16 protein-coding genes are annotated in these 14,767 nt (G+C 68.9%); 5 read left to right on the top strand and 11 right to left on the bottom strand.

Annotated elements, in window-relative coordinates:
* Positions 1 to 10: 10 nt before the first annotated feature.
* Positions 11 to 1,474 (bottom strand): oxygen-independent coproporphyrinogen III oxidase, encoded by a 1,464-nt coding sequence (gene hemN, locus CS062_RS13175; protein ID WP_099862084.1) that lies wholly within the window; start codon positions 1,472 to 1,474, stop codon positions 11 to 13.
* A 108-nt stretch (positions 1,475 to 1,582) separates the two neighbouring features.
* Here hemN and CS062_RS13170 point away from each other — a divergent pair, with 108 nt between their 5' ends.
* Entirely contained in the window at positions 1,583 to 2,332 is a 750-nt protein-coding gene (locus CS062_RS13170; RefSeq protein ID WP_099862083.1) for a cyclic nucleotide-binding domain-containing protein, read from the top strand.
* A gap of 24 nt (positions 2,333 to 2,356) precedes the next feature.
* Here the strand turns inward: CS062_RS13170 and CS062_RS13165 are convergent, their stop codons facing one another.
* From CS062_RS13165 to CS062_RS13130, 8 genes are all read right to left on the bottom strand, one after another.
* On the bottom strand, positions 2,357 to 2,629 hold the full coding sequence (locus CS062_RS13165; protein ID WP_233218042.1) for a hypothetical protein: 273 nt from the start codon (positions 2,627 to 2,629) through the stop codon (positions 2,357 to 2,359).
* A 67-nt stretch (positions 2,630 to 2,696) separates the two neighbouring features.
* On the bottom strand, positions 2,697 to 4,124 hold the full coding sequence (ccoG, locus tag CS062_RS13160) for a cytochrome c oxidase accessory protein CcoG (RefSeq protein WP_233218041.1): 1,428 nt from the start codon (positions 4,122 to 4,124) through the stop codon (positions 2,697 to 2,699).
* Positions 4,111 to 5,013: a cytochrome-c oxidase, cbb3-type subunit III gene (ccoP, locus tag CS062_RS13155; RefSeq protein ID WP_099862081.1), complete on the bottom strand. Its 903-nt coding sequence runs from the start codon at positions 5,011 to 5,013 to the stop codon at positions 4,111 to 4,113. The genes ccoG and ccoP overlap by 14 nt, the downstream gene beginning before the upstream one ends.
* Positions 5,006 to 5,182 (bottom strand): cbb3-type cytochrome oxidase subunit 3, encoded by a 177-nt coding sequence (locus CS062_RS13150; RefSeq protein WP_199174236.1) that lies wholly within the window; start codon positions 5,180 to 5,182, stop codon positions 5,006 to 5,008. The genes ccoP and CS062_RS13150 overlap by 8 nt, the downstream gene beginning before the upstream one ends.
* Positions 5,183 to 5,194: 12 nt before the next feature.
* Positions 5,195 to 5,821, bottom strand: coding sequence for a cytochrome-c oxidase, cbb3-type subunit II (gene ccoO / locus CS062_RS13145; RefSeq protein ID WP_099862080.1), 627 nt, complete (start codon positions 5,819 to 5,821; stop codon positions 5,195 to 5,197).
* A gap of 25 nt (positions 5,822 to 5,846) precedes the next feature.
* The gene (gene ccoN / locus CS062_RS13140; protein WP_099862079.1) at positions 5,847 to 7,307 is read right to left on the bottom strand and encodes a cytochrome-c oxidase, cbb3-type subunit I; all 1,461 of its coding nucleotides are present in this window, start codon (positions 7,305 to 7,307) and stop codon (positions 5,847 to 5,849) included.
* A 76-nt stretch (positions 7,308 to 7,383) separates the two neighbouring features.
* Entirely contained in the window at positions 7,384 to 7,530 is a 147-nt protein-coding gene (gene ccoS / locus CS062_RS13135; protein ID WP_099862078.1) for a cbb3-type cytochrome oxidase assembly protein CcoS, read from the bottom strand.
* A gap of 42 nt (positions 7,531 to 7,572) precedes the next feature.
* Positions 7,573 to 9,957 (bottom strand): heavy metal translocating P-type ATPase, encoded by a 2,385-nt coding sequence (locus tag CS062_RS13130; protein ID WP_233218040.1) that lies wholly within the window; start codon positions 9,955 to 9,957, stop codon positions 7,573 to 7,575.
* A gap of 35 nt (positions 9,958 to 9,992) precedes the next feature.
* On the opposite strand from CS062_RS13130, the gene CS062_RS13125 reads away from it, so the two are divergent.
* A complete protein-coding gene (locus CS062_RS13125) occupies positions 9,993 to 10,469 on the top strand; it encodes a DUF192 domain-containing protein (protein ID WP_099862077.1) in 477 nt (158 codons plus the stop codon).
* Positions 10,470 to 10,566: 97 nt separating this feature from the next.
* Here the strand turns inward: CS062_RS13125 and CS062_RS13120 are convergent, their stop codons facing one another.
* Together CS062_RS13120 and xseA are read right to left on the bottom strand one after the other, a co-directional pair.
* Positions 10,567 to 11,151 carry a superoxide dismutase gene (locus CS062_RS13120; protein ID WP_099862076.1) on the bottom strand — a complete coding sequence of 195 codons (585 nt, stop codon included), beginning with the start codon at positions 11,149 to 11,151 and terminating at the stop codon, positions 10,567 to 10,569.
* A gap of 114 nt (positions 11,152 to 11,265) precedes the next feature.
* Positions 11,266 to 12,630 carry an exodeoxyribonuclease VII large subunit gene (xseA, locus tag CS062_RS13115; protein ID WP_099862075.1) on the bottom strand — a complete coding sequence of 455 codons (1,365 nt, stop codon included), beginning with the start codon at positions 12,628 to 12,630 and terminating at the stop codon, positions 11,266 to 11,268.
* 328 nt (positions 12,631 to 12,958) lie between these two features.
* On the opposite strand from xseA, the gene CS062_RS13110 reads away from it, so the two are divergent.
* The 3 genes from CS062_RS13110 to lpxK all read left to right on the top strand — a co-directional run.
* Positions 12,959 to 13,660: a MotA/TolQ/ExbB proton channel family protein gene (locus CS062_RS13110; RefSeq protein WP_099862074.1), complete on the top strand. Its 702-nt coding sequence runs from the start codon at positions 12,959 to 12,961 to the stop codon at positions 13,658 to 13,660.
* Positions 13,657 to 14,070: an ExbD/TolR family protein gene (locus CS062_RS13105; protein ID WP_091732241.1), complete on the top strand. Its 414-nt coding sequence runs from the start codon at positions 13,657 to 13,659 to the stop codon at positions 14,068 to 14,070. The genes CS062_RS13110 and CS062_RS13105 overlap by 4 nt, the downstream gene beginning before the upstream one ends.
* A 34-nt stretch (positions 14,071 to 14,104) precedes the next feature.
* Positions 14,105 to 14,767 (top strand): tetraacyldisaccharide 4'-kinase (gene lpxK / locus CS062_RS13100; RefSeq protein WP_099862073.1); only part of this gene is annotated, 663 nt, incomplete at its 3' end.

The following is a 14,767-nucleotide window of genomic DNA, read 5'->3' as shown; positions in this document are numbered from 1 at the left end:
CTCTGGCGCCTCAGAGGATCCGCGAGAAGCGCACCGGCGCTTCCACTGAGCCGGCGGACCCATGCGCGCCAGGCATCGCGATCGCCGTCGCGGTGCGATCCGCCGCCTTCAGGTAGCGGTCGAACACCATCGCCACCGCCCGAACGAAGAACCACCCCATCGGCGTGACCTGCACGCCGCTTGAATCGACCGTCACCAGGCCGTCGGCCGAGAGCTGGCGAAGGCGCTCGAGCTCCGGCGCGAAATACTCCGCGGCGACGATCCCGTGCGAGCGCTCGATCGGATCGAACTCGAGCCGCCCCTGGCACATCAGCGCCATGATCGCGTCGCGCCGGACGAGGTCGTCCTGGTCGAGCGTCAGACCCCGCTCGACCGGCAGGCGTCCCCCGCGAAGGGCGGCGTAGTACTCGGGCAGTGTCTTGACGTTCTGCGCGAACGAGGCCCCCACCTTCGAGATCGCCGACACGCCCAGCGCCACCAGGTCGCAGTCCGGCTGCGTGCTGTAGCCCTGGAAGTTGCGATGCAGGCGCCCTTCCCGCTTGGCGATGGCGAGCGGATCGTCCGCCAGCGCGAAATGGTCCATGCCGATGTAGCTGTAGCCCCGAGCGATGAAGCCGGCGATGGCGCCGGCCAGCATCCGCAGCTTGTCCGAGGCCGGCGGGAGCGCGGCGGTGTCGATGCGGCGCTGCGGCTTGAAGCGGTGCGGCAGGTGGGCGTAGCCGTAGAGCGCGATGCGGTCGGGCCGCAACGCGGCGACCTGGTCGATCGTCCGCGCGAAGGACGCCGGCGTCTGCCGCGGCAGGCCGTGGATCAGGTCGACATTGATCGAGCGGAATCCCAGGTCGCGCGATGCGCCCACCAGCGCGGTGACGCTCTCCAGGCTCTGCTCGCGATGCACGGCGCGCTGCACATCGGGATCGAAGTCCTGCACGCCGAAGCTCAGCCGGTTGAACCCGAGCGTGCGCAGGTGGCGCAGCCGCGCGACATCGATCGTCCGCGGATCGACCTCGATGGAAATCTCCGCGTCGGCCGCGAGGCGGAAGTGGCGATGCAGCAGGGCCATCAGCATCGACAGCTCGCGATCGGCCAGGAAGGTCGGCGTGCCACCGCCGAAATGCAGCTGCGACACCAGCGCTCGCACGCCGAGTCGCCGGTGAACCAGCGCGATCTCGGTCTCGAGCGCATCGACATAGGCGGCAGCGCGCTCATGGTGCCGGGTAACGACCTTGTTGCAGGCGCAGTAGTAGCAGACCGACTCGCAGAACGGGATGTGGACATAGACCGACAGCGGCTGTGTCGCCGCCGGGCCGAACGCGCGCAGCGCGAGCGTCTCTCCATGACGTTCGGCGTCGATGCCCGCATGGAAGCGGTCTGCCGTCGGATAGGAGGTGTAGCGCGGTCCGGCAATGTCGAACCGGCGCAGCAGATCGGCATCGGGGATGCTGCGGTCCCACGGGGTCGGATCAGGGTTCATGGACGGCGATCCTCACCCCTTGTTGCCGAATCGTCATTGATTGATGTCATTGCCGGCGCCGAGGCCCCGACAAAGAATCCGCCGCTTCCTCGCATGCCTGACCGTCTCATGTCGAGCCGCCTCCGCCTCCCCCTGCCCCCCTCTGCGCAGCACGACCCCTTCAAGGTCAGCTGCTCGACCTGCGCTTTGCGTCAGGTCTGCCTGCCGACCGGCCTGCCGGCCGCCGAGGTCGTCCAGCTCGAGCGCCTGGTGAGCGATCGCCACGCGGTGGCACGCGGAGCGGTGCTGTTCAAGACCGGCGACGTCTTCGAGGCGATCTACATCGTCCGCACCGGCTTCTTCAAGACCTCGACGTCGGCGGAGGACGGTCGGGACCAGGTCACGGGCTTCCACATGGCCGGCGAGTTGCTGGGCCTGGACGGCATCTATGACGGTGCGTATGCCAGCCAGGCTGTCGCGCTGGAGGATTCGCAGGTGTGCGTCGTGCCCTATGGCCGGCTGGAGGATCTCACCCGCGAGTTCGACCGCTTGCGCCGCCAGTTCCATCGCCTGATGAGCCGTGAACTCGTGCGGGACCAGGCCATGATGGTGCTGCTGGGCTCGATGCGCGCGGAACAGCGCGTCGCCGCGTTCCTGATCAACCTGATGCGTCGGCTGCGAGCGCGCGGCTTCTCCTCTTCGAGTGTCGTGCTGCGCATGACCCGCGATGAGATCGGGAGCCATCTCGGGCTCACGCTGGAAACGGTCAGTCGCACCTTCTCGCGGATGCAGGAGGACGGCGTGCTGGAGGTGCGGGCGCGCGAACTGCGCGTCCTCAAGCCGCGCCAGCTGTTGCAACTGGTCCGGCGCGCAGCCTGAGCGTGCTCCGCACGCGGCCATCGATCACGGCGTCTGGCCACCGGTCGCCGCATGGTTGCGCGCCTTCATCGCAGGGGCCATCGCGGCTTCGGCGCCCGATTCGGCCGCGACGCCGCTCCGATCGACCGCGCCCGCCGACTGGACCACCGGGTCGGGATGCGTCAGCGCGAGCACCAGGGTCGCGATCCCCGCCACCACAACCATGCCGGGCCCGCCGACCACCAGCCACATCATCGGATGCCGCCACCACGGGCCGCTGGCCGGCGCGTCCAGGTCGTTGAATTGTGTCATCGTCATGGAGATTCCTGCTGAAGGTTGAGGCGTCGAAGAGGGACGGACAGGATGGCGGCTTCAGAGGGCGCCTTCATCGCGGCACGACGAAGGTGGACTTCTCGAGCAGCTCTCGCGCCTCGCCTCCCCCGTGCTGACCGGCAGTCGCCACTTGGCGGATCGAGAACCGCATCGGATGCACGCCCGGCCCAAGCCGCCGCGCCTGCTCGGGCGGCAGCCGCAGCGACACGGTGACCCAGCGTGCCTCGGCGGGCGCGAGCGTCAATCGCCCCTGGGGAGACGCGACCCGCAGGCCGGCGATGCCATCGACGTCCAGCGCGAACACCTGGGTCGACTCGGCGGCGTTCATGACTTGAAGGCGATAGACGTTCTCCACGACACCATCCTCGACCTCCCGCGCCAGCGACGCGCGATCGCGCACCACGTCCACTTTGAAAGGCAGCCGCACGGCCAGACTCCAGACGAGCGCAGTCGACACCGCCAGCAAGATCGCCCCGTAGATCAACACCCGAGGCCGCAACACGCGTCGCCATTGGCGGCCGGTGCTCCAGCGGTGCTGCATGCCGTTCTGCGTGGCGTACCGGATGAGGCCGCGCGGATAGCCGAACTTGTCCATCACGTCGTTGCAGACGTCGATGCAGGCGGCGCATCCGATGCACTCGTACTGAAGGCCCTTGCGGATGTCGATGCCGGTGGGGCACACGTGCACGCATTGCTGGCAATCGACGCAAGCGCCAAGCCCAACGGTGGACAGGTCCGCCTTCTTCGAGCGCGGACCGCGCGGATCACCGCGCTCGACGTCATAGCTGATGATCAAGGTGTCCCGATCCAGCATCGCGCTCTGGAAACGGGCATAGGGACACATGTACTTGCAGACCTGCTCACGCAGGTAGCCGGCGTTGCCGTAGGTCGCGAATCCGTAGAACAGGATCCAGAAGATTTCCCATCCGCTGAGCGCGGCCAGCATGGCGTTCTCGCCGAGCATGCGGATCGGCTCGAAATAGCCGACGAAGGTGAAACCGGTCCAGAGCGACACGGCCAGCCATGCGGCGTGCTTCGCAGTCTTGCGCCCCAGCTTGCGGATCGACCACCCCTCCTTGTCGAGACGGATGCGCGCCGCGCGGTCACCCTCGGTGTGCCGCTCGATCCACAGGAAGATTTCGGTGTAGACGGTCTGCGGGCAGGCGTAACCGCACCACAGCCGCCCCGCCACCGCGGTGAAGAAGAACAGCCCGAAAGCGGACACGACCAGCAAGGCGGTCAGATAGATGAAGTCCTGCGGGTACAGGATCAGGTCGAAGATCAGGAAGCGCCGCGCGTCCAGGTCGAACAGGACGGCCTGCCGACCGTTCCAGTTCAGCCAGGGCAGCCCATAGAACAGCAGTTGTGTCGCCCACACCAGCGTCCAGCGCCAGAAGGCAAACCATCCGTGCACCGCGCGCGGGTAGACCTTCGCCTCGGACGCATACAGCGAGATCGTTCTGAGCTCAGGGCCGCTCATGAGACAGCCCCCAGACATAGGCCGCCAGCACGCGGATCTGTTCGGGACTCAGACGGGAGCCGTGCTCGGGCATGTGGCTGTGCTTGCCGTTGTTGATCATCGCGACGATCGCGGTCTCACCCCAGCCATGCAGCCAGACCTTGTCGGTGAGGTTGGGAGCGCCCAGCGCCTGATTGCCACGGCCGTCCATGCCGTGGCAGGCGGCGCAGGCCGTGAATCTGGACTTGCCCAGCGCCGCCGCCACGGAGTTGTGCGGACTGCCCGACAGGCTCAGCACGTAATGCGCCAGGTTGCGGACGTCCTCACCGTTGCCGACCGCCGCCGCCATCGGCGGCATGGTGCCTTCCCGACCGCGCGTGATCGTCTCGACGAGGGTTTCGCCGCTGCCGCCATACAGCCAGTCGTTGTCGGTCAGGTTCGGGAATCCCTTCGACCCCTTGGCGTCGGAGCCATGGCAGGTGGCGCAGTTGTTGGCGAACAGGCGTTCGCCGATGCCCATCGCCTGAGGATCCCTGGCCACTGTTTCCACCGGCAGGCCATCGAACCTGGCGTAGATCGCCCGCATGGTCTCGCGGGCCTTGGCCTGTTCGGCGTCGAACTGGCCGGTGCTCGACCAGCCCAGTCGTCCGGCATAGCCGCCCAGACCCGGATACAGCGCCAGATAGAGGGCCGAGAAGACCACCGTCAGCACGAACAGCACCATCCACCACCGAGGCAGCGGGTTGTTGAGCTCGCGGATGTCCTCGTCCCAGACATGGCCGGTCGAGTTGTCGGCGGCCATCACCTTGCGGCGGCTGGCGATGATCAGCAAGGCCAGGCACAGGGCCAGTCCCAGCACCGTGGCGAGGGCGACGAACAGCGACCAGCCGTTCGAAACGAAATCACTCATGACGACCTCCTTGGAGCGCGGCATCGTCGTCCGACAGGACGAGCGCCCCCTGGTCTTCGAATCGTTCCCGGTTACGGCGGGCATAGGCCCAGACCACGATGCCGGCGAACACCAACAGCGACAGCACGGTCACCGCGGAGCGCAGGACATTCACATCGATGTCAGGCATGACGGTGCTCCTTCACGGCTTCAGCGCGGTGCCCAGCACCTGCAGGTAGGCGACGACGGCATCCATCTCCGTCTTGCCCTGCACCTCGGCGCCCGCCTTGGCGATCTCGTCGTCGGTGTAGGGCACGCCCACGGCGCGCAGCGCGCGCATCCTGGGCGCGAGTTCCTTCGGGTCGAGCGTCGCGGCCGACAACCACGCGTAGGCCGGCATGTTGGACTCAGGCACCAGGTCACGCGGATTGGTCAGGTGCAGGCGGTGCCACTCGTCGCTGTACTTGCCGCCGACGCGCGCGAGGTCCGGCCCGGTGCGCTTGCTCCCCCACTGGAAGGGGTGGTCGTAGACGAACTCGCCAGCGACCGAGTAATGCCCGTAGCGCAGCGTCTCGGCGCGCAGCGGGCGGATCATCTGCGAGTGACAGTTGTAGCAACCCTCGCGGATATAGACATCGCGGCCGGCGAGTTGCAGGGGCGAATAGGGCTTCAGATGCTCGACGGCTTGCGTGGTGGAGCGCTGGAAGAACAGCGGAACGATCTCGACGATGCCGCCGACGATCACCGTCAGCAGCACCAGCACGATCATCAGGAAGTTGCTGGTCTCGATGCGCTCGTGACCGGTGGCGGGGGCATGGGCGTTGGCCATGACGTGCTCCTTGGGGTCCGTGCTGTCAGGCGGCGGCCGCGAATGCGGCGCCGGGAATGGGATGGCGCGCCGGGCGGCCGACACGGACCGTCATCACGACGTTCCAGGCCATCAGGCACATCCCGCTCAGGTACATCAGGCCGCCCAGCAGTCGGACCACGTAGAACGGATAGGTCGCCTTGACGCTCTCCGCGAAGGTCCAGGTCAGCGTGCCATCCGGATTCACCGCGCGCCACATCAGGCCCTGCATGACGCCGGCGATCCACATCGCGGCGATGTAGAGCACGATGCCCAGCGTGGCGATCCAGAAGTGCAGCTCGATGGCGCGCTTGGAGTACATCTCGACGCGGCCATACATGCGCGGGATCAGGTGGTACAGCGCCCCCATCGAGATGAAGCCCACCCAGCCGAGCGCGCCGCTGTGCACATGGCCGACGGTCCAGTCGGTGTAGTGCGAGAGCGCATTGACGGTCTTGATCGACATCATCGGCCCCTCGAAGGTCGACATGCCGTAGAACGACAGGGCGACGATCAGGAACTTCAGGATCGGGTCGTCGCGCAGCTTGTGCCAGGCGCCGCTGAGCGTCATGACGCCGTTGATCATCCCGCCCCAGCTCGGCGCCAGCAGCACCAGCGAGAACAGCATGCCGACGCTCTGCGCCCAGTCCGGCAGCGCGGTGTAGTGCAGGTGGTGGGGACCCGCCCACATGTAGGTGAAGATCAGCGCCCAGAAGTGGACGATCGACAGCCGGTAGCTGTAGACCGGCCGGTTCGCCTGCTTGGGGATGTAGTAGTACATCAGGCCGAGGAAGCCGGCCGTCAGGAAGAAGCCGACCGCGTTGTGGCCGTACCACCACTGCACCATCGCATCCTGGACGCCCGCATAGGCGGAGTAGCTCTTGGTCAGCGACACCGGGATCTCGGCGCTGTTGACGATGTGCAGCAGCGCCACCGCGATGATGAACGCGCCGAAGAACCAGTTGGCCACGTAGATGTGGCGCACCCGACGAACGCCGATCGTGCCGAAGAAGACGATCGCGTAGGCGACCCAGACCACGGCGATGAGCACGTCGATGGGCCATTCGAGCTCGGCGTATTCCTTGCCGGTGGTCAGGCCCAGCGGCAGCGTGATCGCGGCGAGCACGATGACGACCTGCCATCCCCAGAAGGTGAACCACGCCAGGGCGGGGGCGAACAGCTTCACATGGCTGGTGCGCTGGACCACATGGAAGGCGGTGGCCATCAGCACGCAGCCGCCGAAGGCGAAGATCACCGCGTTGGTGTGCAACGGCCTGAGCCGGCCATAGCTGAGCCAGGGGATGCCGAAATTCAGCTCCGGCCAGGCGAGCTGCGCGGCGATGACCACGCCGACCAGCATTCCCACCACGCCCCACAGCACTGCGGCCAGCGCGAAGGCGCGGACCACGCCGTCCTCGTAGCTGGGCGCGGCGGCGGGCGCTCCTGTTGACTCCGATTTGCTTGCCATGCTGGCTCCTCCAGGCGCTCATCGCGCGATTGGCGGCGATTGTTCGGCGCCGGGTTCGGGAGCGTGTTGATGGCGGTCAAGCTCTGATGTCGTCCTCGAGGATTCGTTGACCTTCGCGGTCCAGGGACTCGAGTTGTCCGTCCTGCACCGCCCAGCCGAAGACCATCAGCACCAGCAGGACCAACACGACCGAGAACGGAATCAGCAGGTAGAGGATGTCCATGGCGAGGCTCCGGATCGATGTTCGAGAAGGCGCGGGGTGGAGTCACCGGCGGATCGCCGTGTCACGCCCGAGGCGTGCAGCGTTGGCCACCACCAGCAGCGAGCTCGTCGCCATGCCCAGACCAGCCGCCCACGGCGGCAGCCAGCCCACGAGCGCCATCGGCACGCAAGCCGCGTTGTAGAGCGCCGACCAGGCCAGGTTCTGGCGCGCCACCTGGCGGGTACGTCGCGCCAGGCTGAGCGCGGCGGTGATCGCACCGAGCCGGTCCGAGACCAGCAGCGCATCCGCGCGCGACTTGGCGAGGTCGGCGCCCTGCCCCATCGCCACGGAGACCTGCGCACGAGCGAGCACCGGCGCATCGTTGATGCCGTCGCCGATCATCAGCACGCGATGGCCGCAGGCCTGCAAGGCCGCCACATGAGCCAGCTTCTCCTCGGGACTGGCGCCGCCGCGCCATCGCGTGAGGTGCACCCGGGCCGCGATCGCGGCGACCCGCTCCGGCGCATCCCCGGACAGGAGTTCCACATCGAGCCCGCGCTCGCGCCAGGCTGCGACGGCCATTCGCGCGTCATCACGCAGCACCTCGTCGAAGTCCCACCCCGCTCGCGGGATGCCGTCACAGGACAGCACGACCTGCGCATCGGCAAGACCGGATCGCCACGCCTCCCCGTCGGCCTGGGCCAACGCCCAGCGCGGCGCGCCGAGCCGCCATCGCCGTCCATCGTCGGCCAGCGCTTCCAGGCCTCGACCGCTGAACTCGTCGATCGCCCAGTGCCGCGCCGTCTCCGCCGGGCGCGTGGCGTCGCGTTCGGCGCCGATCGCTGTCGCGAGCGCGCGCGCCAGCGGATGGAGCGATGCGCCTGCGAGCGTGAGCGCCGCCGATCGCGTCTCGCTGTCGAGTGTCTCGGGCCATTGGCGCCGGAGCCGGGGCGAGGGGTCGGTCAGCGTGCCGGTCTTGTCCATCACCACCGTGTCGATGTCCGCCAGCGTCTCGATCGCATCGAGCCGCGACAGCAGCAAGCCGCGACGCGCCAATGTGCCGGCGGCGGCGACCCAGGCCGCCGGCGCCGCCAGCGACAGGGCGCAGGGACAGGTCACGATCAGCACGGACACCGCCACGGCCACCGCCCGGGAGGGGTCGATGAGTTGCCATGCGAGCGCGGCCAAGCCGGCCAGCACAAGCACCATCGCCAGGAACCATCCCGCTACCCGGTCGGCCATGCGCAGCGTCGTCGGACGGTCCTGGAAGGCCTGCGCCATCAGCTGGCGGATGGCAGCCAGCCGGGTCTCCTCACCGACCTGCCGCACCCGCAGCGTCAGCACGCCGTGGAGATTCAGGCTGCCAGCGAGGACCTCGTCGCCACGCGCCTTCGCGACCGGTCTGGATTCGCCCGTCAGCAGGGACTCGTCGGCGGCCCCAACGCCGGCCTCCACGGTGCCATCAGCCGGGATGCGCTGGCCAGCGGCCACGCGCACGATGTCGCCCGCCGCCAGTTGCCCGACCGGCACAGACTCGACGGTGCCGTCGGGCTTCAGGCGCTCGACCAGCTCCGGCAGCTCGCCGGCGGCCTCCTCGATCGCCTGCGCGGCGCGGTGCCGCGCGCGCAGCTCCAGATAGCGCGCGCCCAGCAGGAAGGCCACGAACATCGTGATCGAGTCGAAGTAGACCTCGTGCCCGAAGAGGCCGCCAGGATCCAGCGTCGCGCCGCTGCCGGCGACGAAGGCGACCCCCAGTCCCAGGGCCACCGGCACATCCATGCCGATCCGGCGCTGTCGCAGCTGCGAGCAGGCGGCCCGGAAGAACGGCCCGGCCGCCAGCAGCATGACCGGCAGCGTCAGCACCCACTGGCCCCAGCGCAGCAGCGCGGCCTGGTCCGGCGCCATCTCGCCAGGGGCGGCCACGTAGGACGGCCACGCCAGCATCATCACCTGCATCATCAGAAAGCCGGCCACGAACAGCCGCCAGACGGCCTGTCGGTGCTCCCGCCGGCGCAACTCGCGCGCGGGACCGGCGAGATCTGGGGCGAGGTCGTAACCCGCGGCCATCACGGCTTGCCGCAGCGCCTGGAACGGCACGGCCGCCGGCGACCAGTCCAGCACCAGGGTCTGGGTCGAGGCGTTCACCTGCGCCGCTCGAACCCCGCGGCGCGCCAGGAGCGTGGCCTCGATCAGCCCGGCGCAGGCGGCGCAATGCATGCCCGATACGCGCAACCGCGAGCGCGCGATGCGCTCGCCGCTCGTCTCGACACGCCACGCCGTGATCGAGCGCAGCGCTTCGTCGAGCCCTTCGTCTCCCGGTGAACGAGGTGCGCCCTGGTCGGGGCGGACGAGAGGCGTCATCGACGCGTCGCGGCGCGGGCGATTGGCGGGCCCGATGTCGGCGCCCACGGCGCCGGCATCGGCCGAGGCGGCGGGGGCGGGCAACATGGCCGCGATAATCCGCCCATCCTCGAGGTCATGCCATGCTCAATATCAAACGCGCTGCATCGTCTGTCGCCCTGTCGACCGCCCTGTTGATTTCCGCGCTGTCGGCAGCCACGCCCGCCGTCGCACAGCAGATCCCGCAGACCGGCCTGCCGGTCGTGGAACTCGGCGCTGGCATGCACCTGATCCATGCCGAGGTCGCTCGCACCGATGAGCAGCGCGCCATCGGCCTGATGGCCCGCAAGGAGATGGCTCCGAACGCCGGCATGATCTTCGTCTTCGAGCAGCCGGCGCAGCAGTGCTTCTGGATGCGCAACACGCTGATCCCGCTGTCGGCCGCGTTCGTCGCCGACGACGGCACCATCGTCAACATCGTCGAGATGCAGCCGCTGTCCGACGCTTCGCACTGCTCCACCAAGCCGGTGCGCTACGTGCTGGAAATGAACAAGGGCTGGTTCGACAAGCGCGGCCTGAAGGCCGGCTCGAAGCTGCGCGGCGGCCCCTGGCCCAAGTGACACCGCGGCGCCGCGTGGCCGCCTGAAACGACAACGGCCCGGGAGCGATCCCGGGCCGTTGGTCCATCCGGCGCCCGCTCGGGCGGACGCCGCGGCCTCAGTTGCCGAAGTTGGCTTGCGCGAAGTCCCAGTTGACCAGGCTCTTCAGGAAGGTCTCGACGAACTTCGGACGCGCGTTGCGGTAGTCGATGTAGTAGGCGTGTTCCCACACGTCGATGGTCAGCAGCGCGGTGTCGGCGGTGGTCAGCGGGGTGCCGGCGGCGCCCGTGTTGACGATGTCGACGCTGCCGTCGGCCTTCTTCACCAGCCAGGTCCAGCCGGAACCGAAGTTGCCGACGGCGCTCTTCTGGAAGGCTTCCTTGAAGGCGTCGACGCTGCCCCACTTGGCATTGATCGCGTCGAGCAGCTTGCCGGTCGGCGCGCCGCCGCCGTTGGGCTTCATGCAGGACCAGAAGAAGGTGTGGTTCCAGATCTGCGCGGCGTTGTTGTAGATCGGACCGGTCGAGGTCTTGACGATCTCTTCCAGCGTCTTGCTCTCGAACTCGGTGCCCTTCTGCAGGTTGTTCAGGTTGTCCACGTAGGCCTTGTGATGCTTGCCGTGGTGGTACTCGAAGGTCTCGGCGCTGATGTGCGGCTCCAGCGCCTTCTTGTCGTACGGCAGCTCGGGCAGGACGTGTTCCATGAGGGACTCCTAATGGGTTGGTGGTGGGACGGATGTCGCGGGCGATTGTAGGCAGCGAAATCATGCCCCTGCCGGGAGCACGCGTACCCGCCACCGCCAGGCGCCGGCCGCCCCTCAGCGTACCCGGCGAACGAGGCGTCCGACCCGCAGGTCGGCCTCGCCGTCGGCCAGCACGGCGCGCAAGTCCTGACCCTCATGGAGCTGGTCGACCGACCCGAGCGCCCGCCCCTGGCCATCGTCCAGCCAGGCATAACCGCGCGCCAGCACCTGGCGTGGGTCGAGCGCTTCCAGCCGCGCCGCCAGCGTGTCCAGCCGTTGCGCGCCGCGCTGCGCCTGCTGCGGCAGGGCGCGGTCCAGGCGCTGCGCCAGGTGCCGCAGCCGCTGCTGCTCCATGGCGGCGGCACGCGGGGCGACCTGGGCCAGGCGTTGCTCCAGATGGCGCAGCCGCTGCGTCTCCATCGACACGGTCCGTGGCGCGACCTGTCCCAGCCGCTGGGACAGCAGGTCGAGTCGCCGACGTTGTCGCGCCAGTGCGTCGCCTGGCCGTGCCAGCCGCAGCGCGAGCCGGTCCAGCCGCTGCGCCGCCGCATCCAGGCGCTGCTCGACGCGGCGCCGCAGCTGACGCTCCAGCGCGTCCAGCGTCTCCAGGCATTGCTGGCGGGCGACCGTGGCGAGTTCCGCGGCGGCGGTCGGCGTCGGGGCGCGCAGGTCGGCCGCCAGGTCGGCGAGGGTGATGTCGGTCTCGTGCCCGACACCGCAGATCACCGGCAGCGCGGACTCGGCCACCGCCTGCACAACGCGCTCGTCGTTGAAGGCCCAGAGGTCCTCCAGCGAGCCGCCGCCGCGCACCAGCAGGAGCACCTCGGCATCGGCGCGCGCGTTCGCCGCGGCCAGTGCGCGGACGATCGCCGGCGGGGCCTCGTTGCCCTGCACCAGGGTCGGATAGATGAACACCCGCGCATGCGGCGCACGCCGACGCAGCGCGGTGAGCACGTCGTGCAAGGCCGCGCCGCCGGTCGAGGTGATCACCCCGATCCGGCGCGCATAGGGCGGCGGGCGGCGCTTGCGGTCGGGGTCGAACCAGCCCTGCGCCTCCAGCCTCGCCTTCAGCCGCAGGAACTGCTCATACAGCGCGCCTTCGCCCGAACGACGCATGGCCTCGACGATGAACTGCAGTTCGCCCCGCGGCCCGTAGAGGTCCAGCCGGCCTCTCAACTCGACCGTCATGCCGTCGCGCGGCGCGAAATCGACCATCGACGCGGCACGCCGGAACATCGCGCAGCGCAACATCGCCGGCTGCCCGTCGGCATCCTTCAGGCTGAAGTAGCAGTGGCCGCTGGCGGCGCGGGTGAAGCCCGACAGCTCGCCTTGCACCGTCACGACGGGGAATCTCGCCTGCAATGCGTCGGAAAGGGCCGTCAACAGGGCCGCGACGCCCCAGACCATCCGTGGCGATGCGGGTTTCGGGGCGTCAATCATGCGCAAACCCAGCAACGGCGCGGGTCGGGAACTCCACAGCCGCGCCAATGCTGGCTCCGCGGGCCATATTGCCCGTCATGCCCGCGTCACATATCGATAAGCGCTTGTTTTTCAAAAGCTTTTTCCTGCCTGTTTTTGGAGCAGGCCAATCCTTGCCGTTTGGCCACGGGCCCTGGCGCGGTTCCGAGACCAGTTGCCCACAAAGTTATCCACAGGTTTGGTGGATGTTTGTAAGGGCTTGTGATGAGGGGCCGCGGCGCTCGAAGCGCAGGCGGCGTGGCGCCATAATGCGCCGCCGGGCCGGAGATGCCCGAACGGAGGGAAAGCCTTGTTTTCGATCATACAAGCCGCCGGTTGGCCGATCTGGCCGCTGCTGCTGTGTTCCGTCGTGGCCCTGGCGCTGATCATCGAGCGTGTCGTGAGCCTGCGCGCCGCCCGGGTGGCGCCGCCCAGCCTGATCGAGGAAGTGCTGGGCGTGACCCAGCTGCAGATCCCGAGCGGCGAGGTCGTCGGCAAGCTGGCCGAGAACTCGCTGCTGGGCCAGGTGCTGGCCGCCGGCCTGCGCGCTTCCCAGGCCGATCCGCGTGCCGGCGAGGCCCGCCTGCGCCAGGTCTTCGAACTGGCCGGCCGCCATGCGATCCACCAGATGGAGCGCTACCTCAACACCCTGGGCACGATCGCCGCGGCCGCGCCGCTCCTGGGCCTGCTGGGCACGGTGGTGGGCATGATCGAGATCTTCGGCAGCCAGAGTCCCACCGGCAACAACCCCGGCCTGCTGGCGCACGGCATCTCGATCGCGCTCTACAACACCGCGTTCGGCCTGATCGTGGCGATCCCGTCGCTGATGTTCTACCGCTACTTCCGCGGCCGCATCGAGGCCTACGTCGTGGACATGGAACAGGCCAGCGAGCGCCTGCTGACGCACCTGGTGAACCGCGCGATGCCCGCCGGCGCGCATGCGGCCAACTCGGGTCCGGTGACCGTGCCGCCGCCGGTCGCCACGCCCGCGCCGGGCAAGGCCAAGGCATGAAGTTCCGCCGTCGCCAGAGCGAGGAACCGGAGATCAACCTGATCCCGTTCATCGACGTGCTGCTGGTCGTGCTGATCTTCCTGATGCTGTCGACCACGTACTCCAAGTTCACCGAACTGCAGCTGACGCTGCCGACGGCGGACGCCCAGCAGCTCAAGGACCGGCCGGCCGAGATCATCGTGGCGATCTCGGCGGATGGTCGCTATGCGATCGACCGCAATGCGGTCGAGGGTCGCAGCGTCGACCTGCTGACCGCCGCGCTGCTGCAAGCTGCGCAAGGCAAGCAGGAGCCGGTGGTCATCGTCTCCGCCGACGCGGCGACGCCGCACCAGGCGGTGGTCAACGCGATGGACGCGGCGCGCCGCGCCAACCTGACGCGACTGACCTTCGCCGCCAACAAGCCGCAATGACCGCCGTGGGCGCCGCGGTCGGCCGGACCCGCGCATGACCCGGCCGGCACTCGAGGACCGGCTGCAGCGCGCCTGGCGCGACGACGACCGCCTGGCTCACCTGCTTCGTCCCCTGGCCGCGCTGCACGGCGCGGTGATCCGGTTGCGCGTGGCGCTCTACCGGCTCGGCCTGAAGCGCAGCGAGCCGCTGCCGGTGCCGGTCATCGTCGTCGGCAACTGGGTCGTCGGCGGCGCGGGCAAGACCCCCACCACCCTCGCGCTGCTGGACACGCTCCAGCGGATGAACCTGCGCGCCGGTGTCATCTCGCGCGGCTACGGCCGCGCGGACGAGGCCCAGGTTCGCGTCATCGCCGAGGGCGACCGCGCCGAGGACGTCGGTGACGAACCGCTGCTGATCAAGCTGCGCGCCGGCGTGCCGGTGGCCGTGGGTCGCGACCGCATCGCGGCGGCGCGCGCGCTGCTCGAGGCCTGCCCCTGGATCCAGGTGCTGGTCTCCGACGACGGCCTGCAGCACTGGCGGTTGCCGCGGCAACTGAGCATCCTCGTCTTCGACGAGCGCGGCCTGGGCAACGGCCGGCTGCTGCCGGCGGGCCCGCTGCGCCAGTCGCGCACGCTGCCGCCCCCGCCGGGCTCCAGCGCGGACACGCTGGTGCTCTACAGCACGGGCCGCCCCAGCACCGCCCTGCCCGGCTATGTC

This window comes from Roseateles chitinivorans, from assembly GCF_002761755.1.
GTDB classification, from domain to species: Bacteria; Pseudomonadota; Gammaproteobacteria; order Burkholderiales; family Burkholderiaceae_C; genus Roseateles; species Roseateles chitinivorans.
The sequence above is the reverse complement of the archived record's forward strand: the minus strand, read 5'-3'. Positions and strand labels throughout refer to the sequence as shown.

Bases quoted from the DNA above. Each gene is read 5' to 3' on its own strand.
- CS062_RS13150 (WP_199174236.1), bottom strand. From the start codon at position 5,182: ATGCCTGACATCGATGTGAATGTCCTGCGCTCCGCGGTGACCGTGCTG.
- ccoP (WP_099862081.1), bottom strand. From the start codon at position 5,013: ATGAGTGATTTCGTTTCGAACGGCTGGTCGCTGTTCGTCGCCCTCGCC.
- CS062_RS13130 (WP_233218040.1), bottom strand. From the start codon at position 9,957: ATGTTGCCCGCCCCCGCCGCCTCGGCCGATGCCGGCGCCGTGGGCGCC.
- ccoO (WP_099862080.1), bottom strand. From the start codon at position 5,821: ATGGCCAACGCCCATGCCCCCGCCACCGGTCACGAGCGCATCGAGACC.
- hemN (WP_099862084.1), bottom strand. From the start codon at position 1,474: ATGAACCCTGATCCGACCCCGTGGGACCGCAGCATCCCCGATGCCGAT.
- CS062_RS13170 (WP_099862083.1), top strand. From the start codon at position 1,583: ATGTCGAGCCGCCTCCGCCTCCCCCTGCCCCCCTCTGCGCAGCACGAC.
- ccoN (WP_099862079.1), bottom strand. From the start codon at position 7,307: ATGGCAAGCAAATCGGAGTCAACAGGAGCGCCCGCCGCCGCGCCCAGC.
- CS062_RS13120 (WP_099862076.1), bottom strand. From the start codon at position 11,151: ATGGAACACGTCCTGCCCGAGCTGCCGTACGACAAGAAGGCGCTGGAG.
- ccoS (WP_099862078.1), bottom strand. From the start codon at position 7,530: ATGGACATCCTCTACCTGCTGATTCCGTTCTCGGTCGTGTTGGTCCTG.
- ccoG (WP_233218041.1), bottom strand. From the start codon at position 4,124: ATGAGCGGCCCTGAGCTCAGAACGATCTCGCTGTATGCGTCCGAGGCG.
- xseA (WP_099862075.1), bottom strand. From the start codon at position 12,630: ATGATTGACGCCCCGAAACCCGCATCGCCACGGATGGTCTGGGGCGTC.
- CS062_RS13165 (WP_233218042.1), bottom strand. From the start codon at position 2,629: ATGACGATGACACAATTCAACGACCTGGACGCGCCGGCCAGCGGCCCG.
- CS062_RS13105 (WP_091732241.1), top strand. From the start codon at position 13,657: ATGAAGTTCCGCCGTCGCCAGAGCGAGGAACCGGAGATCAACCTGATC.
- CS062_RS13125 (WP_099862077.1), top strand. From the start codon at position 9,993: ATGCTCAATATCAAACGCGCTGCATCGTCTGTCGCCCTGTCGACCGCC.